The organism is Pseudonocardia sp. C8 (assembly GCF_014267175.1).
GTDB lineage: Bacteria > Actinomycetota > Actinomycetes > Mycobacteriales > Pseudonocardiaceae > Pseudonocardia.
Window position 1 is genome coordinate 2,234,599 of the sequence record NZ_JACMTR010000002.1, and the last position, 17,902, is coordinate 2,252,500.

Consider the following 17,902-nt stretch of genomic DNA (forward strand, 5'->3'; position numbering starts at 1 on the left):
CGGTCAGGCGGCCCTGGTCCGGCGAGCGCGGTCCGGCGCGTTCCCTGATCGACGCCGGTCAGGCGCGCCGCGCCCGGACCGTCTCGAGGGCCCCGCCGAGCATGAACAGCGCGTACCGCCGCGCCAGGGCGCCGTAGCAGCCGGCGATCCCGATCGCGCGGTCACGGCGCCGGATCACCGGTTCGGCGTCCCGGATGAGCCGCCGGGTGAACTCCCGCTGCACGGCGAACTCGGCCCGGGTCGCCGCGGCCGACGCCGAACCGGGGTGGATCCGGAACGAGGCAGCCGTGCGCCGGTCGCCGTGCAGCCCGCCGTGCCGCAGCAGCCGGACCCACAGGTCGAGGTCCATCGTGAACAGCAGCGTGCCGTCGACACCGCCGATCGCCTCGTAGTACGCGCGGCGGAACGTCACCGCGGCCGGGGGGCCGATCGGGTTTCCCCCGTGCCGGACGACGGCCCGCAGCACGTCCGCCGCACCCCGCGGGCCCAGCAGCGTCCGCGGCACGTGCCGGTTGGGGAACAGGGTCCGGCCCGCGGCGTCGATCATGTCGGTCCGGCCGACGGCCAGGGCCAGCGACGGGTCCGCGGTGAGCGTCGCGACCTGCGCGGCCAGCGCGCCCGGCGCGACGAGGTCGTCGGCGCAGACGATCTTCACGAGGTCGGCCCGGGCGAGCTCCACGGTCCGGGCCCAGTTCTCGGGCATCGGCACCGTGTCCTCGGCCTGGACGAGCCGGACCCGCGGGTCGCCGAGGCCCCGGACCACGTCCGACGTGCCGTCGGTACTGCCGTTGTCCCGGACGACCACCTCGAGGTCGACGTCCTGGTCGAGCACGCTGCGCAGCGTCTGCTCCACGTGGGCGGCGCCCTGGTACACCGGGACGCACACCGTGACGGCGGGGGTGGGGTCGGTCGGCACCGCGAGGTCCTCTCGGGGATCGGTTGCGGGCCGTCATCGTGGCGCCCGGACGCCCCGGCTCCAACGCGGCGACGGGGAAATGCCCGGTCGGAACGGCCAGCGGTACCGTCCGTGCGGCCGCCGACGCCACCCCACGGGGCGATCATCGTCGGCGGACGACGCCGTCCGGGGGGAGCGGTCCGGTCCGCCGACCCGCCCGGCCCGCCCGGAGGCGGGCTGCTATTCTCGGGAATGCGACCACCCGGGACCGCGTTGAGGCGTGTGTTCCGGGCGTCAAGTGGAGCCCCGCTCCCACCCGCGCCGTGCTCGTAGCGGTGTCCGGGTCCATGGTCCGGCCTCGCGGCGCCCGTGCGTCGCCGGCCGATCAACGGGTCTTCGCTTGTCGTCGCCGGCGCAGCAGGTTGTAGCGACAGCGAGTTACTCAGGAGACCCCATCAGCACAGAGCCCCGCATCAACGACCGCATCCGCGTGCCCGAGGTCCGCCTCGTCGGCCCGAACGGGGAGCAGGTCGGGATCGTGCGCATCGAGGACGCCCTGCGGTTGGCCCAGGACGCCGACCTCGACCTGGTCGAGGTGGCCGCCCAGGCTCGCCCGCCGGTCTGCAAGCTCATGGACTACGGCAAGTTCAAGTACGAGAGCGCGCAGAAGGCCCGGGAGTCCCGGCGCAACCAGCAGCTCACCGTGATCAAGGAGCAGAAGCTCCGGCCGAAGATCGACAAGCACGACTACGAGACCAAGCGCGGCCACGTCCGCCGCTTCCTCGAGGGCGGCAACAAGGTCAAGGTCACGATCATGTTCCGTGGTCGCGAGCAGTCGCGTCCCGAGCTGGGCTACCGGCTGCTCCAGCGTCTGGCCGAGGACATCGGCGACATCGCCGTGGTCGAGGCCGCGCCGAAGCAGGACGGTCGGAACATGACGATGGTCCTCGCTCCGACCAAGAAGCCGGCACCGCGCAAGTCCGCGGCCACCACCTCCGACGCCCCGGCGGACGCCGAGGCGTGAGGCCGGCCTCCGCCACCGGCCCCCCGGTCGGCGGAGGTGGACACGCAGTACCCGAACCGACCCCCGCCACCGGCGGGGGCCGACACCGAACGGAAACGTCATGCCCAAGAACAAGACGCACAAGGGGACCGCGAAGCGCGTCCGCACCACCGGCAGCGGCAAGCTGATGCGTCAGCAGGCCGGCCTGCGGCACCGCCTGGAGGTGAAGTCGCGCAAGGAGAAGCGTGACCTGTCGGGTGTCGTCGACGTGGCCAAGCCGGACGTGAAGCGCGTCAAGAAGCTGCTCGGTCGCTGACCTTCCCGCCCCACACGAACTTCCGGCGGCCGCCGTGCCCCTCGGAGACCGCCGAACCACCTCAGGAGACACACCATGGCACGCGTGAAGCGCGCGGTGAACGCCCAGAAGAAGCGCCGCACCACGCTGGAGTCGGCCGCCGGCTACCGCGGACAGCGTTCGCGGCTGTACCGCAAGGCCAAGGAGCAGATGCTCCACTCCATGAACTACGCCTACCGGGACCGTCGCCAGCGCAAGGGCGACTTCCGGCAGCTGTGGATCACCCGGATCAACGCCGCGGCCCGCGCCAACGACATGACCTACAATCGGTTCGTCCAGGGCCTCAAGGCCGCCGGTGTGGAGGTCGACCGCAAGAACCTCGCCGAGATCGCCGTGAGCGACCCCGCCGCGTTCACCGCCCTCGTCAAGATCGCGAAGGAGAACCTGCCGGCCGGTTCCGAGCAGGGCTCCGCGGCCTGAGGTGATCCGCGCCGAGACGCCCGGCACCGAACGCACCCCGCGCGTCGCGGCAGCCCGCAAGCTGCTGCGCCGCGCCGGGCGTGATCGGGCCGGGCGTTTCCTCGTCGAGGGGGCCCAGGCCGTCCGCGAGGCCCTCGCCGCCGGCCCCGTGCACGAGCTCTTCGTGACCGAGGCCGCCGGGGCACGGAACCCGGAGCTGGTCGAACGGGCCCGCGACCGCGGCGTCCGCGTGTTGGCCGTCACCGAGAAGGCGGCGGCCGCACTGTCCGAGACCGTCACCCCGCAGGGGCTGGTCGCGGTCTGCGACCTGCTCGACGTGCCGGTCGCGACCGCGCTCGCCGGTGCACCCGGTTTCGTCACCGTCTGCGCCGGCATCGCCGACCCCGGCAACGTCGGCACCGTCGTCCGGGTCGCGGACGCGGCCGGCTGCGACGCCGTCCTGCTGGCCGGGGACACCGTCGACCCGCACAACGGCAAGGCGGTGCGGGCCTCCACCGGCAGCCTGTTCCACCTGCCCGTGGCCCGCGGGCGGGACGCAGCTGCCGTCGTCGCCGCCTGCGGGGCCGCGGGGCTGACCACCCTGGTGGCCGACGGGCGCGGCGAGATGGACCTGCACGACCCGGACACGAGCCGGATCCTCGCCGGGCCGGTCGCCTGGATCCTCGGCAACGAGGCGCACGGCCCCGGTCCGGAGGTGTTCGCCGCCGCCGACCACCGCGTGCGGATCCCCATCCACGGCCGGGCCGAGTCCCTCAACCTCGCCACGGCGGCCGCGATCTGCCTGTACGCGACGGTCGGCGCCCGCGCCGGCGTCGCCCCGCAGCTGCCGCCGGGCGCGGACTGACCTGCTCGGAAACCCGTTCGGGGCGTCCCTCTACGATCGGGGCCACCATGAGTGAGAACGACGCGGGCAGCCCGCTGGATCCGGACGCGCTGAAGGCCGCGGTGGAGGCCGCGCGCTCGGCGTTCGACGCCGCCGCCGACCTCGACGCGCTCGCCGCCGTCAAGCCGGCACACCTCGGGGACAGGGCCCCGATCCCGATGGCGCGTCGCTCGCTGGGCAGCCTCCCCGGCCCCGAGCGGGCCGACGCCGGGAAGCGGGTCAACGCGGCCCGCCAGGAGGCCCAGGCCGCGTTCGACGAGCGCCGCGCCGTGCTGGTCGCCGAGCGCGACGCCCGGGTGCTGCGCGAGGAGGCCGTCGACGTCACCCTGCCCACCGGCCGCCGCCCGCGCGGGGCCCGGCACCCGATCACCCAGCTGTCCGAGCGGATCGCCGACATCTTCGTCGCGATGGGCTGGGAGGTGGCCGAGGGGCCGGAGGTGGAGGCGTCCTGGCTGAACTTCGACGCGCTCAACTTCGGCAAGGACCACCCGGCCCGCACCATGCAGGACACCTTCTACCTGGGTGACGCGGCGCAGGGCCAGGACTCCGGGACGGTGCTGCGCACCCACACGTCGCCGGTGCAGGTCCGCTCGCTGCTCGAGCGGGAGCTGCCGGTGTACGTGGCGTGCCCGGGCCGCACGTTCCGCACCGACGAGCTCGACGCGACCCACACCCCGGTGTTCCACCAGGTCGAAGGGCTCGCCGTCGACACCGGGCTCACCATGGCGCACCTCAAGGGCACCCTCGACGCGTTTGCCCGCGCCATGTTCGGGCCCGAGGCCGGCACCCGGATGCGGCCGTCCTACTTCCCGTTCACCGAGCCGTCCGCCGAGGTGGACCTGTGGTTCCCGCACAAGAAGGGCGGGCCCGGCTGGGTCGAGTGGGGCGGCTGCGGGATGGTCAACCCGAACGTCCTGCGCGCGGCCGGCGTCGACCCCGAGGTGCACTCCGGCTTCGCGTTCGGCATGGGCATCGAGCGGACGTTGATGTTCCGCAACGGCATCCCCGACATGCGCGACATGGTCGAGGGCGACGTCCGCTTCTCGTCCGCGTTCGGCGTCTGAGCACCACCTTCCAGCAAGGAGTTCTGAGCAGTGCGAGTGTCCGCCTCCTGGCTCGCCCGGCACATCGACCCGGCGGCCATCCCGGCGTCGCCCGACGCGATCGGCGAGGCCTTCGTCCGGGTCGGGCTGGAGGTCGAGGAGATCCACCCGGCGCCGGAGATCACCGGGCCGGTGACCGTCGCGCGGGTGGCGGAGGTCGAGGAGCTCACCGAGTTCAAGAAGCCCATCCGGTACTGCCGGGTCGAGTTCGGTGACCGGCACCGGTACGTCATCTGCGGGGCGACCAACTTCGCCGTCGGTGACCTCGTGGTGGTCACCGAGCCGGGCGCCGTGCTGCCGGGCGGGTTCGCCATCGCGCAGCGGGAGACCTACGGGCGGGTCTCCGACGGCATGATCGCCTCGGCGAAGGAGCTCGGCCTGGGCGCCGACCACACCGGCATCCTCGTGCTGCCACCGGGCACCGCCGAGCCCGGCGACGACGCGCTCGAGACCCTGGGCCTGTCCGAGCCGGTGATCGAGCTGGCCGTCACCCCGGACCGCGGGTACTGCTTCGCCGTGCGCGGCCTGGCCCGCGAGCTCGCGACCTCGCTCGACGTCGACTACACCGACCCGGTCGCCCGGATCGACGTGCCCGAGGCCCCCGGCGACGCCTGGCCGGTCCGGATCGCCGACACCGAGGGGTGCGCGCGGTTCGTCGTGCGCCGGGTGGACGGCGTCGACCCCGCTGCGCCGAGCCCGTGGTGGATGCGGCGCGCCCTGCTCTCGGCCGGGATGCGGCCGATCTCGCTGATCGTCGACGTCACCAACTTCGTGATGCTGGACCTGGGCCAGCCCCTGCACGGCTACGACGCCTCCCGGGTCGCCGGGACGATCGAGGTCCGCAGGGCGGCGGCGGGGGAGAAACTGGAGACCCTCGACGGCCAGACCCGCGCCCTCGACCCGGACGACCTGCTCATCACCGACGACTCCGGCCCCATCGGCCTGGCCGGCGTGATGGGCGGGGCGTCGACCGAGATCCCGGCGCCGGAGGAGCTCGAACCCGGGGCCCGGGTCGACGTCCTGCTCGAGGCCGCGCACTTCGCGCCGGCGGTGATCGCCCGCGCGGCCCGCCGGCACAAGCTGCCCAGCGAGGCGTCCCGCCGTTTCGAGCGGGTCGTCGACCCCGCGCTGCCGCCGGTCGCCGCGGAGCGGGCCGCGCAGCTGCTGGTCGAGCTCGGCGGCGGCACTCTCGCCGGCGGCCGCACCGACGAGGGCGGGGTCCCCGCGGTGCCGCAGGTGCGGATGCCGCTGTCGCTGCCGGACCGGGTCGCCGGCGTGCACTACCCCCGCGGTGCGACGGTCCGCCGGCTGACCCAGGTCGGCTGCGCGGTCGTCCTGGACGCCGCCGACGACGGGCAGGGCGTCGTCGTCGCGACCCCGCCGACCTGGCGGCCGGACCTGCGCCAGCCCGCGGACCTGGTCGAGGAGGTGCTGCGGCTGGAGGGCTACGACGCCATCCCCTCCGAGCTGCCGGCCGCGCCGCCCGGGCGCGGGCTGACCCCCGCCCAGCTGCGCCGGCGGGCGGTGTCGCGGGCGCTGGCCGAGGCCGGCCACGTCGAGGTGCTGCCGTTCCCGTTCGTCTCCGACGCCGTGTGGGACGACCTCGGGCTGGCGGCCGACGACGAGCGCCGCCGCACCGTCGCCGTCACCAACCCGCTCGACGCCGAGCGGTCCCGGCTGTCCACCACGCTGCTGCCGGGACTGCTGGACATGCTGGTGCGCAACCGGTCCCGCGGCGCCGATGACCTCGCGCTGTACGCGATCGCGCAGGTCGTGCAGCCCCGGGAGGACCCGCCGGCGATGCCGGACCCGGCCGTCACCGCCCGCCCGTCCGACGACGAGTACGCCGCGATCCGGGCGGCGCTGCCCGACCAGCCGGTGCACGTGGGCGTCGTGCTGGCCGGGAACCGCGAACCGCGCGGCTGGTGGGGGACCGGCCGGCCGGCGAGCTGGGAGGACGCCGTCGAGGCCGCCCGGCTGACCGGTGCGGCCGCCGGTGTGGAGCTGCGTCCGCGCCGGGCCGAGCGGGCCCCGTGGCACCCGGGCCGCTGCGCGGAGCTCGTCGTCGCCGGCACGGACACCGTCGCCGGGTACGCCGGCGAGCTGCACCCGAAGGTCGTCGAGGCGCTCGGGCTGCCGGCTCGCACCGCGGCCTGCGAGATCGACCTCGACGCGCTCCCGCTGCGGGAGGAGCTGCCGGTGCCGCGGGTCTCGCCGTTCCCGCCGGTGGCCGTCGACGTGGCACTGGTCGCGGACGAGGCGGTCCCGGCGGCGGATCTGGCCGACGCGCTCACCGCCGGCGCCGGGGAGCTGCTGGAATCGGTGCGCCTGTTCGACGTCTACACCGGGGACCAGGTCGGGGCGGGCAAGCGCTCGCTGGCCTTCTCGCTGCGGCTGCGCGCGGCCGACCGGACGCTCACCAGCGAGGAGGCCAACGCCGCCCGGGACGCCGCGGTCGCAGAGGCCACCGCCCGGCACGGCGTCGCGCTGCGCTGACCACCGGTCACCGGCGGGCCAGCGCGGCGGCGGCCGCGCGGGCGGCCGCCCGCCACTGGTCGTCGGTCGGGCTGCGTCCGGCCACCGAGATCGTGACCAGGTGGCGGGCCGTCCCGAGCTGCAGCGCGGGCCCGGCCACCGTGTCCAGCACCGCGGCGGTCGTTCCGGCGCCGGTGACCGTCCGGGCCCCGGCCGCGTCACGCACGTAGCGGGCCGGGGCGACCCGGTTGGTCGTGTAGACGTTCACCGAGACGGTCGCCGACCCGCCGACCGCGAAGCACGACCGGTGGCGTGACCCGTCCGACCGCCGGGTCTCGGCGTTCGCCGCGGGGACGGCCGGTGCGACGCCGAGGAGCCCGGCGAGCGCCGGGCCGTCGAGCAGGCACTCGTCGGCGACGACGTCCGAGGTCAGCGGGGGTACCGGGGCGGGGCGGGGGCCCGACGGGGCGCGCCGGGTCCCGGGTCCGGCGGGCGGCGTGACGGCGGGCGGTGGGTCCGGCGGCGGCGTGGCGGCCGCGAGCGGGGGGCGGGTCCGGGCGCCCGGGGGCATTCCTGCGCCGGACGGCGCCCGGGGGACGGGAACCGGGGCGACCGTGGTCGCGGGGTGCGCAGCTCCTGCCTGCCCCGCCGCATCCGGCGCCGCCGGTCCCGCCGCGCCGGCCGGTGCCTGCCCCGGCGGTCCGGCGGGGCCCGCCGTCACCGGCCGCCCGGTGCCCGGCTCCGACCCCGCAGCGTGCGGCGGCTCGGTCGCCGGATCCGGCTCGGTGAACGCCGACGGTCCGGTGGACGGGTGCTGGGGCACCGCCGTGACGGCGGGCGGGGCCGGCCCCGACCCGGCGGGCCACGGGGTGCCCGGCACGGACGTCGCGCAGCCGGCGAGCAGCAGCACGAGCAGGACCGCCGCCGGCCCCGCCGCGACGATCCCGCCCGGACGTTCCCGGGCCGTTCGCTCGCTGCACACGTGCGGGACGCTAGGGTTCGGCGGCACCGCGCGCGGACGTTCGCGGCCCCGCGGTCGCGATCGCGAACCCCGTTGCATGACATTTCGCCCTCGTGCATAATCATCCAGGTGGTACGCATCGCAGTGGCGGGAGCCAGTGGATACGCCGGGGGCGAGCTGCTCCGCCTGCTCCTCGCACATCCGGACGTGGAGATCGGTGCCCTGACGGCCGGCGGGAACGCCGGGACGCGCCTGGGCGAGCACCAGCCGCACCTCGCGCCGCTGGCCGACCGGGTGCTGGGCGAGAGCACCGCGGAGACCCTCGCCGGGCACGACGCGGTGTTCCTCGCCCTCCCGCACGGGAAGTCGGCCGAGCTCGCCGCGCAGCTGGGCCCCGACACCGTCGTGATCGACTGCGGTGCCGACCACCGGTTGACCGACCCGGCGGCCTGGGACCGGTGGTACGGCGGCGAGCACGCCGGCCACTGGCCGTACGGCCTGCCCGAGCTGCCCGGTGCCCGGGAGAAGCTGGCCGGTGCCACCCGGGTCGCGGTGCCCGGCTGCTACCCGACCGGCACGAGCCTGGCCCTGGTGCCGGCCCTGGTCGCCGGCCTGGTCGAGCCGGAGGTCGTGATCACCGCGGTCACCGGCACCTCGGGCGCCGGCAAGTCGCTCAAGCCGCACCTGCTCGGCGCCGAGGTCATGGGCTCGCTGTCCGCGTACGGCGTCGGCGGCGTGCACCGGCACACCCCGGAGATCACGCAGAACCTCTCGGCCGCCCGCGGCGCACCGGTGTCGGTGAGCTTCACCCCGGTGCTCGCTCCGCTGCCCCGGGGCATCCTGGCCTCCTGCTCGGCCCCGCTGGCCGACGGCGCGACCGACACCGCGGCGGTCCGGGCGGCCTACGGGAAGGCCTACGCCGGCGAGCCGTTCGTCCGGCTCCTGCCGGAGGGGCAGTGGCCCACGACCGCGCAGACGCTGGGCTCGAACCTGGTCGCGCTGCAGCTGGCCGTCGACCCGGACGCGCGGCGGCTCGTCGTCGTGTCCGCGATCGACAACCTGACCAAGGGCACCGCCGGAGCCGCGGTGCAGTGCATGAACCTGGCGCTCGGGCTGCCCGAGACGACCGGCCTGCCGACGACGGGAGTGGCGCCGTGAGCGTGACCGCCGCACGGGGGTTCCGGGCCGCCGGGATCGCCGCCGGGATCAAGACGTCCGGGAAGGCCGACCTGGCGCTGGTCGTCAACGACGGGCCCCGCACCGAGGCCGCCGGCGTGTTCACCCGGAACAAGGTGAAGGCCGCGCCGGTGCTGTGGTCGCAGCAGGTGCTCACCACGGGCGCGCTGCGGGCGGTCGTCCTCAACTCCGGCGGGGCGAACGCGTGCACCGGGCCGCAGGGCTTCCAGACCGCGCACGCGACCGCGGAGAAGGTGGCCGAGGTGCTGGGCTGCGGCGCGGTCGAGGTGGCGGTGTGCTCCACCGGCCTGATCGGCGAGCAGCTCCCGCGGGAGACCCTGCTCGCCGGGGTCGACACGGCGGCCGGTGCGCTCGCCCCGACGCCCGAGGCCGGCTCGGCCGCCGCGACCGCGATCATGACCACCGACACCGTGCCGAAGGAGTCCCGGGTCACCGATCCGGCCGGCTGGACCGTCGGCGGCACGACCAAGGGTGCCGGCATGATCGCCCCCTCGATGGCGACGATGCTCAGCGTGCTCACCACCGACGCGGTGATCGACCAGCCGGCACTCGACGCCGCGCTGCGTGAGGCCGTGCGCTACAGCTTCGACCGGCTCGACGTCGACGGCTCGATGTCGACCAACGACACGGTGCTCGTGCTCGCGTCGGGCGCGTCCGGGGTGACCGCCGACCCGGCGGTGTTCACCGCCGCGCTCACCCGGGTCTGCCGCGACCTCGCCGAGCAGATGCAGGCCGACGCCGAGGGCGTCACCAAGCGGATCACGGTGCGGGTCTCCGGGGCCGCCTCGGAGGACGATGCGGTGACCGTCGCCCGCACGATCGCCCGCGACGCGCTGGTCAAGACCGCGATGTTCGGTTCCGACCCGAACTGGGGCCGGATCGCCGCCGCCGCCGGGTACGCCGACGCCCAGGTCGATCCCGAGCGGCTCGACGTCACGATCAACGGTGTGCTGCTGTGCAAGGGCGCCGTCGTCGCCGGGGACCGCGCGGACTGCGACCTGTCCGGCAAGGACGTCCTGATCGAGGTGGAGCTCGGCCTGTCCGGCGGCGCCGAGGGCCACACCGCCGAGATCCGCACCACCGACCTCTCGCACGCCTACGTGGAGGAGAACAGTGCCTACTCCTCCTGACCCCACCGCGGCCGAGCCGCAGCCGGAGACCGCCCCGTTCCCGGAGACCCCCGCACGCCTGAAGCGGGCGGGGGAGAAGGCCGCCGTGCTCGCCGAGGCCCTGCCCTGGCTGCAGCGTTTCCACGGCCGGATCGTCGTCGTGAAGTACGGCGGCAACGCCATGATCGACGACGAGCTGAAGCAGGCCTTCGCGCAGGACATGGTCTTCCTGCGGCTGGCCGGCATCCACCCGGTCGTCGTGCACGGGGGCGGCCCGCAGATCAGCGCGATGCTCCGGCGCCTGGGCATGCCCGGTGAGTTCCGCGGCGGGCTGCGGGTCACCACCCCGGAGACCATGGAGATCGTCCGGATGGTGCTCTTCGGCCAGGTCGGCCGGGAGCTCGTGGGGCTGATCAACCAGCACGGCCCGTTCGCGGTCGGGCTGTCCGGCGAGGACGCCGGGCTGTTCACCGCCGAGAAGCGGACGGCGCTGGTCGGCGGCGAACCGGTCGACATCGGCCTGGTCGGGGACGTCACCGAGGTCAACCCGGACGCGGTGCTGGACATCATCGCCGCAGGCCGGATCCCGGTGGTCGCCGGCGTCGCGCCGGACGCGGACGGCCAGGTCCACAACATCAACGCCGACAGCGCGGCCGCCGCGCTGGCCGGTGCGCTGGACGCCGCGAAGCTCGTGGTGCTCACCGACGTCGAGGGGCTCTACGCGAACTACCCCGACCCGGACTCGATCATCACATCGCTGACGGCGGACCGGCTGGAGCCGATGCTGCCCCGCCTGGAGAGCGGCATGGCACCGAAGATGGAGGCCTGCCTGCGCGCGGTGCGCTCGGGCGTGGGGCAGGCCCACGTGATCGACGGGCGGGTGCCGCACTCGGTCCTGCTCGAGGTCTTCACACGCGAGGGCGTCGGCACGATGGTCCTCCCGGACGCCGACGCGCCGACGACGCCGACGACACAGCCGGACGGGATGACACGGGCATGAGCACGTACGCGCAGCGGTGGCAGGCCGCGCTGATGAACAACTACGGCACCCCGCCGCTGACCCTGGTCCGTGGCGAGGGCGCCCGCGTGTGGGACGCCGAGGGCCGCAGCTTCCTGGACCTCTACTCCGGGATCGCGGTGAACGCGCTGGGTCACGCGCACCCGGCCGTCGTCGACGCCGTCTCCGAGCAGGTCCGCACGCTCGGGCACACCTCGAACTTCTTCATCACCGACCCGGCGCTGCAGCTGGCCGAGCGCCTGCAGGGACTGCTCGGCCGCGACGACGCCCGCACGTTGCTCTGCAACTCGGGCGCCGAGGCCAACGAGGCCGCGTTCAAGATCGCCCGGCGGACCGGCCGCCCGGAGATCATCGCCTGCGAGCAGGCGTTCCACGGCCGCACGATGGGCGCGCTGGCGCTCACCGGGCAACCGGCCAAGCGGGCGCCGTTCGAGCCGATGCCGGCGGGGGTCACCCACATCCCGTTCGGCGACGTCGCCGCGCTCGACGCCGCCGTCAGCGGGGACACGGCCGCGGTCTTCCTGGAACCGATCCTCGGCGAGGCGGGGGTCGTCGTGCCGCCGGAGGGCTACCTCGCCGAGGCCCGGCGGATCACCGCCGAGCGCGGGGCGCTGCTCGTGCTCGACGAGGTGCAGACCGGCATCGGCCGGACCGGGCACTGGTTCGCGCACCAGGCGCACGGCGTCGTCCCCGACGTGGTCACCCTGGCCAAGGGGCTCGGGGGCGGCCTGCCGATCGGCGCCTGCGTCGGGATCGGCCGGGCCGGCTCGCTGCTCGAACCCGGCCAGCACGGCACCACCTTCGGCGGCAACCCGGTCTCCTGCGCGGCGGCGCTCGCCGTGCTGGACACGATCGCGACCGAGGGCCTGCTGGAGCACGTCGACCGGCTCGGCAAGGAGATCCGCAGCCGGATCGAGGGATTCGGCCACCCGCTGGTCGGCGACGTCTCCGGTGCCGGGCTGCACATCGGCGTCGGCCTGACCGCGCCGGTGGCGGCGCAGGCCGCGTCCGCCGCCCGGGACGCCGGCTACCTGGTCAACAACGCGACCCCGGACCGGCTGCGGCTGGCCCCGGCGCTCACCCTGTCCGACGACGAGGCCGGCGAGTTCCTCGCGGCGTTCCCGGCGATCCTCGACGCCGCCGCGGCCGAGCAGGAAGGCCAGGGGAACTGATGGTCCGCCACCTCCTGCGCGACGACGACCTCACGCCCGCCGAGCAGGCCAAGGTCCTCGACCTGGCCGACCGGCTCAAGGCCGACCGGTTCGCCGAGCGGCCGCTCGCGGGCCCGAAGGCCGTCGCCGTCGTCTTCGACAAGTCCTCGACCCGGACGCGGGTGTCGTTCGAGACCGGCATCACCCAGCTCGGTGGCACGGCGGTGATCCTCGACGGGACCACCAGCCAGCTCGGCCGCGGCGAGACGATCTCCGACACCGCGCGGGTCCTGTCGCGCTACGCCGACGCGATCGTGTGGCGCACCTCGGGGCAGGAGCGGATCGAGGAGATGGCCGCGGCGGCGACCGTGCCGGTGGTCAACGCGCTCACCGACACCTTCCACCCGTGCCAGGTCCTCGCCGACCTGCAGACGATCCGGGAGCGGCTCGGGCGGCTCGCCGGGGTGACCCTGACCTACCTCGGCGACGGTGCCAACAACGTCGCGCACTCGCTGCTGCTGGGCGGTGCCACCGCCGGGCTGCACGTGCGGATCTCGGCCCCGGCCGGGTTCACCCCGGAGCCGGACGTGGTGCGCGACGCGAAGGCCCGGGCGGAGCGGACCGGGGGCTCGGTGACGCTGGTCGCCGACCCGCAGGCCGCGGTCGCCGGTGCGGACGTCGTCGTGACCGACACCTGGACCTCGATGGGGCAGGAGGGCGACGGCCTGGACCGGGTCGCACCGTTCCGGCCGTACCAGCTGAACACGGCGCTGCTCGAGCGCGCTGCGCCCGGGGCGGTCGTACTGCACTGCCTGCCGGCGCACCGCGGCGAGGAGATCACCGACGAGGTGATCGACGGTCCCGCCAGCGCCGTCTGGGACGAGGCGGAGAACCGGCTGCACGCCCAGAAGGCCCTGCTGACCTGGTTGCTGCGGACATGACCGAGGGCGAGCGCGCGCGGCGCCAGGGCAACGCCAGCCGGGTCACCCGGCAGGCGAAGATCATGGACCTGCTGTGGCACCGCCCGGTGCGCAGCCAGCCCGAGCTGCTCGTCCTGCTCGACCAGCTGCACGGCATCGAGACCACCCAGGCCACGCTCTCCCGGGATCTCGACGAGCTCGGCGCGGTGAAGCTCCGTGGCCCGGACGGCGGTGCGCCGGTCTACCGGATCCCGGAGGACGGCAGCCCGGTGCGCGGTGTCGAGGGCGGCACCACCCGGCTGGGGCGCCTGCTGGGGGAGCTGCTCGTGTCCGCGGACGCGAGTGGGAACCTGGCGGTCCTGCGGACCCCGCCCGGGGCGGCGCACTACCTCGCCAGCGCGCTGGACCGGGCCGCGCTGCACGACGTCGTCGGCACCATCGCCGGCGACGACACGATCATCGTGGTCGCCCGCGAGCCCTGTACCGGGGCGGAGCTCGCGCAGCGGCTGCAGGACCTGCCGAACGCCGCGTCCGCGGACGCGGTGAAGACAGCGAAGGAGAGCTGACATGGCGGACCGGGTGGCCCCCACGGCCGACGACTCCGGGGCCGCGTCGTGAGCGGCAACGCGGCCCTGTGGGGCGGGCGCTTCGCGTCGGGCCCCGCGGACGCGCTCGCCGCCCTGAGCAAGTCCACGCACTTCGACTGGGCACTGGCCCCCTACGACATCCGCGGTTCGCGGGCCCATGCCCGGGTGCTGCACCGCGCCGGGCTGCTGTCGGACGAGGAGCTGTCCGGCATGCACAAGGCGCTCGACGAGCTCGCCGCGGACGTCGAGTCCGGCGCGTTCGGTCCCGAGCCGGGCGACGAGGACGTGCACACCGCGCTGGAACGCGGCCTGATCGAGCGGGCCGGTCCCGAGCTCGGCGGGAAGCTGCGGGCCGGCCGCTCCCGCAACGACCAGGTCGCCACCCAGTTCCGGATGTGGCTGCGCGACGCGACCCGGCGGGTCGCCGCCGGCGTACTCGACGTCGTCGACGCGCTGGTCGACCAGGCCGAGGCGCACCCGGGTGCGGCGATGCCCGGCCGCACGCACCTGCAGCACGCCCAGCCGGTGCTGCTCGCTCACCAGCTCGCCGCGCACGCGCACGCCCTGCTGCGCGACGTCGACCGGCTCCGCGACTGGGACCGCCGCACCGCCAGCTCGCCGTACGGCTCCGGCGCGCTCGCCGGGTCGTCGCTCGGACTGGATCCGGAGGCGGTGGCCGCCGAGCTGGGCTTCGCGGGGTCGTCGGCGAACTCGATCGACGGGACGTCGTCGCGGGACTTCGCGGCCGAGGCCGCGTTCGTGCTGGCGATGATCGGGGTCGACCTGTCCCGGCTGTCCGAGGAGGTCATCCTCTGGGCGACCGCGGAGTTCGGCTACGTGACGCTCGACGACGCGTTCTCCACCGGCAGCTCGATCATGCCGCAGAAGAAGAACCCGGACGTCGCGGAGCTGGCGCGCGGCAAGTCGGGGCGCCTGATCGGCAACCTCACCGGCCTGCTGGCGACCCTGAAGGGCCTGCCGCTGGCCTACAACCGCGACCTGCAGGAGGACAAGGAACCGCTGTTCGACTCGGTCGCGCAGCTGGAGCTCCTGCTCCCGGCCGTCGCCGGGATGGTCGCGACCCTCACCTTCCACACCGACCGGCTGGCCGAGCTGGCCCCGGCCGGGTTCACCCTGGCCACCGACGTCGCCGAGTGGCTGGTCCGCCGGGGCGTGCCGTTCCGGGTCGCGCACGAGGCGGCCGGTGGCTGCGTCCGTGCGGCGGAGGCCCGCGGCGTCGGCCTCGAGGACCTGACCGACGCCGAGCTGGCCGGCGTCCACCCCGCCCTGGACCCGAGTGTCCGCGAGGTGCTGAGCGTGGAAGGCTCCATCGCGTCGAGGAACGCGCGGGGCGGGACGGCCGGCGACCGGGTCGCCGAGCAGCTCACCGGCCTGCGCACCGACGTCGCCGCAGCGAGAGAGTTCACCGGAGGAACCGCATGACCGACCCCGCAGCCGCATACGAGCAGCTGAAGGCCGCCGGCCTGAAGCTGGACCTGACGCGGGGCAAGCCGTCGTCCGAGCAGCTGGACCTGTCGCACGCGCTGCTGGGCCTCCCCGGCACCGGCGAGTACCGGGCCGCCGACGGCACCGACACCCGCAACTACGGCGGCGGCCAGGGTCTGCCCGAACTGCGCGAGATCTTCGCGCCGTTCCTGCAGGTCCCGGTCGACCAGCTGGTCGCGGCGAACAACTCCAGCCTCGAGCTCATGCACGACACGCTCGTGCACGCGCTGCTGTCCCCGGTGCCGGGCGCGTCCGCCCGCTGGGTCGACGCCGGCCGGGTCGCGTTCCTCGCGCCGGTCCCCGGCTACGACCGGCACTACGGCGTCTGCGAGCGCCTCGGGATCGACCTCGTCACCGTCCCGATGACCGCGGACGGCCCGGACATGGACGAGGTCGAGCGGCTGGTCGCCGACGACCCGTCGATCAAGGGCATCTGGTGCGTGCCGAAGTACTCGAACCCGGACGGTGTCGTCTACTCCGACGAGGTCGTGCGCCGGCTCGCGTCGATGCCGACCGCCGCCCCCGACTTCCGGATCATGTGGGACAACGCGTACGCGGTGCACCACCTGACCGAGGACGAGATCGAGATCGCCGACGTCCTGGCCCTGGCCGCCGAGGCCGGGAACCCGGACCGTCCGTTCGTCTTCGGCTCCACGTCGAAGATCACGCTCGCCGGGGCCGGGGTCGCGTTCTTCGGCGCGTCCCGGGCGAACGTCGACTGGTGGCTGAAGCTGGCGTCGAAGAAGACGATCGGCCCGGACAAGGTCAACCATCTGCGGCACGCACGGTTCCTCAAGGACGCAGCGGGCCTGCGCGCGCACATGGCCGCGCACCGCGAGCTCATCGCCCCGAAGTTCGCGGCGGTCGAGCGGCTGCTGACCGAGGCGTTCGCCGACGTCGAGGGCGTGTCCTGGACGACGCCGAAGGGCGGCTACTTCGTCAGCCTCACGGTGCCGGACGGGCTCGCCTCCGAGATCGTGCGGCTGGCCAAGGAGGCCGGGATCGTGCTGACCCCGGCCGGCGCGACCCACCCGTACGGCAAGGACCCGCAGGACGCGATCATCCGGCTGGCCCCGACCCTGCCCCCGCAGGACGAGGTCGAGAAGGCGATGGCCGGTGTCGTCACCTGCGTGCAGCTCGCCCTGTCCCGCCGCTAAGTGGGTAGCGAACTCCCCGTCCCGGGGCCCGGCCGGCCGCACCGGCCGGGCCCCGGCACGCTCCTCGACCGGTCCGAGCTGGCCGTCGACGTGCTCCCGGCCGCGGCACGGCTGCTCGGCTGCGTCCTGGAGGCCGATACCCCGGAAGGCACGGTCGCCGTCCGGCTGGTGGAGGTCGAGGCCTACCGCGGGCGGGACGACCCGGCGTCGCACTGCTACCGGGGCCGCACCGCGCGCAACGCGGTGATGTTCGGTCCGGCCGGGCACCTCTACGTCTACTTCGTCTACGGCATGCACTTCTGCGCGAACGTGTCGTGCCTGGCCGACGGCGAGCCGGGTGCGGTGCTGCTCCGCGCCGGTGAGCTGCTGACCGACCCCGGCGTCGCCCGGGCCCGGCGACCGACCGCCCGCCGGGACGCCGACCTCGCCCGCGGCCCGGCCCGTCTCGCATCGCTGCTCGGGCTCGGCCGCGACGACAACGGGCTCGACGTGACCGACCCGGTGTCGAGGGTCCGGCTGGTGGCGGGCGCACCACTGCCGGCCCGGGAGATCCGGACCGGCCCCCGGGTGGGGGTGGCGGCGGCCGGTGAGCTGCCGTGGAGGTTCTGGGTGGACGGGTCGCCCGCGGTGAGCCCGTACCGCCCCGGCGGGACCCGCGCGCGTCGCCGGGCCGGCTGATCGCGGCTCCCGCGCGCGGACGTGGCCGTCCGCGGAACCCGCGTGCGGGCGCCGGATCCGGGCGACGAAGATGGTGGTCGTGCGTACGGACATCCTGGACGAGCTGGAGTGGCGCGGCCTGATCGCGCAGAGCACCGACCGCGACGCCCTGGCGAAGGAGCTGGCGGGCGACGAGCCGGTGACGCTCTACGCCGGGTTCGACCCGACGGCGCCCAGCCTGCACGCCGGGCACCTGGTCCCGATGCTCACGCTGCGCCGGTTCCAGGAGGCCGGCCACCGTCCGGTCATCCTCGCCGGGGGGGCCACCGGCATGATCGGTGATCCGCGGGACACCGGTGAGCGGAACCTCCACGACGAGTCCACCGTCGCCGAGTGGACGGCTCTCATCCGCGGTCAGCTCGAGCGCTTCGTCGCCTTCGACGGCACACCGACCGGGGCGCTGGCGGTCAACAACCTGGACTGGACCGGCAAGCAGACCGTCCTG

The 17,902-nt window shown here is 74.9% G+C and carries 18 protein-coding genes (1 of these 18 cut by a window edge); 16 read left to right on the forward strand and 2 right to left on the reverse strand.

Features of this window, described 5'->3' with window-relative positions:
• Window positions 1–58 precede the first annotated feature (58 nt).
• Complete coding sequence (locus H7X46_RS11085) at window positions 59–916, reverse strand: glycosyltransferase (protein WP_186359321.1); 858 nt, start codon at window positions 914–916, stop codon at window positions 59–61.
• Window positions 917–1,295: 379 nt separating this feature from the next.
• Between H7X46_RS11085 and infC the strand changes: the two genes are divergently transcribed.
• The 6 genes from infC (at window position 1,296) to pheT (ending at window position 7,155) form a co-directional block, all read left to right on the forward strand.
• Window positions 1,296–1,919 (forward strand): translation initiation factor IF-3, encoded by a 624-nt coding sequence (gene infC / locus H7X46_RS11090; protein ID WP_186359322.1) that lies wholly within the window; start codon window positions 1,296–1,298, stop codon window positions 1,917–1,919.
• A 100-nt stretch (window positions 1,920–2,019) separates the two neighbouring features.
• Entirely contained in the window at window positions 2,020–2,214 is a 195-nt protein-coding gene (rpmI, locus tag H7X46_RS11095; protein ID WP_093339532.1) for a 50S ribosomal protein L35, read from the forward strand.
• 75 nt (window positions 2,215–2,289) lie between these two features.
• Entirely contained in the window at window positions 2,290–2,673 is a 384-nt protein-coding gene (gene rplT / locus H7X46_RS11100) for a 50S ribosomal protein L20 (protein WP_186359323.1), read from the forward strand.
• Between the two features lies 1 nt (window position 2,674).
• A complete protein-coding gene (locus tag H7X46_RS11105) occupies window positions 2,675–3,517 on the forward strand; it encodes an RNA methyltransferase (RefSeq protein WP_186359324.1) in 843 nt (280 codons plus the stop codon).
• 47 nt (window positions 3,518–3,564) lie between these two features.
• On the forward strand, window positions 3,565–4,620 hold the full coding sequence (gene pheS / locus H7X46_RS11110) for a phenylalanine--tRNA ligase subunit alpha (protein ID WP_186359325.1): 1,056 nt from the start codon (window positions 3,565–3,567) through the stop codon (window positions 4,618–4,620).
• 30 nt (window positions 4,621–4,650) lie between these two features.
• On the forward strand, window positions 4,651–7,155 hold the full coding sequence (pheT, locus tag H7X46_RS11115; protein WP_186359326.1) for a phenylalanine--tRNA ligase subunit beta: 2,505 nt from the start codon (window positions 4,651–4,653) through the stop codon (window positions 7,153–7,155).
• Between the two features lie 7 nt (window positions 7,156–7,162).
• Here pheT and H7X46_RS11120 read toward each other — a convergent pair whose 3' ends face one another.
• Window positions 7,163–8,116: a hypothetical protein gene (locus tag H7X46_RS11120; RefSeq protein WP_186359327.1), complete on the reverse strand. Its 954-nt coding sequence runs from the start codon at window positions 8,114–8,116 to the stop codon at window positions 7,163–7,165.
• A 108-nt stretch (window positions 8,117–8,224) separates the two neighbouring features.
• Here H7X46_RS11120 and argC point away from each other — a divergent pair, with 108 nt between their 5' ends.
• The 10 genes from argC to tyrS form a co-directional block, all read left to right on the forward strand.
• Window positions 8,225–9,253 (forward strand): N-acetyl-gamma-glutamyl-phosphate reductase, encoded by a 1,029-nt coding sequence (gene argC / locus H7X46_RS11125; protein WP_370588707.1) that lies wholly within the window; start codon window positions 8,225–8,227, stop codon window positions 9,251–9,253.
• Window positions 9,250–10,422: a bifunctional glutamate N-acetyltransferase/amino-acid acetyltransferase ArgJ gene (gene argJ / locus H7X46_RS11130; protein WP_186359328.1), complete on the forward strand. Its 1,173-nt coding sequence runs from the start codon at window positions 9,250–9,252 to the stop codon at window positions 10,420–10,422. Before argC ends, argJ begins: the two co-directional genes overlap by 4 nt.
• A 58-nt stretch (window positions 10,423–10,480) precedes the next feature.
• A complete protein-coding gene (gene argB, locus H7X46_RS11135; RefSeq protein ID WP_186362598.1) occupies window positions 10,481–11,401 on the forward strand; it encodes an acetylglutamate kinase in 921 nt (306 codons plus the stop codon).
• Complete coding sequence (locus H7X46_RS11140; protein ID WP_186359329.1) at window positions 11,398–12,591, forward strand: acetylornithine transaminase; 1,194 nt, start codon at window positions 11,398–11,400, stop codon at window positions 12,589–12,591. Before argB ends, H7X46_RS11140 begins: the two co-directional genes overlap by 4 nt.
• Window positions 12,591–13,511, forward strand: a complete 921-nt coding sequence (gene argF, locus H7X46_RS11145; protein WP_186359330.1) for an ornithine carbamoyltransferase — start codon at window positions 12,591–12,593, stop codon at window positions 13,509–13,511. The genes H7X46_RS11140 and argF overlap by 1 nt, the downstream gene beginning before the upstream one ends.
• Window positions 13,508–14,056: an arginine repressor gene (locus tag H7X46_RS11150; RefSeq protein ID WP_186359331.1), complete on the forward strand. Its 549-nt coding sequence runs from the start codon at window positions 13,508–13,510 to the stop codon at window positions 14,054–14,056. The genes argF and H7X46_RS11150 overlap by 4 nt, the downstream gene beginning before the upstream one ends.
• Window positions 14,057–14,104: 48 nt before the next feature.
• Window positions 14,105–15,520 (forward strand): argininosuccinate lyase, encoded by a 1,416-nt coding sequence (gene argH / locus H7X46_RS11155; RefSeq protein ID WP_186359332.1) that lies wholly within the window; start codon window positions 14,105–14,107, stop codon window positions 15,518–15,520.
• Complete coding sequence (locus tag H7X46_RS11160) at window positions 15,517–16,740, forward strand: aminotransferase class I/II-fold pyridoxal phosphate-dependent enzyme (protein WP_186359333.1); 1,224 nt, start codon at window positions 15,517–15,519, stop codon at window positions 16,738–16,740. The genes argH and H7X46_RS11160 overlap by 4 nt, the downstream gene beginning before the upstream one ends.
• A complete protein-coding gene (locus H7X46_RS11165) occupies window positions 16,741–17,418 on the forward strand; it encodes a DNA-3-methyladenine glycosylase (RefSeq protein WP_186359334.1) in 678 nt (225 codons plus the stop codon).
• A 79-nt stretch (window positions 17,419–17,497) separates the two neighbouring features.
• A protein-coding gene (tyrS, locus tag H7X46_RS11170; RefSeq protein ID WP_186359335.1) for a tyrosine--tRNA ligase crosses the window boundary here: on the forward strand, window positions 17,498–17,902 show its beginning. The gene runs 867 nt beyond the window's last position; the window shows 405 of its 1,272 coding nt (coding positions 1–405); it begins with the start codon at window positions 17,498–17,500; its stop codon lies off the right edge, out of view.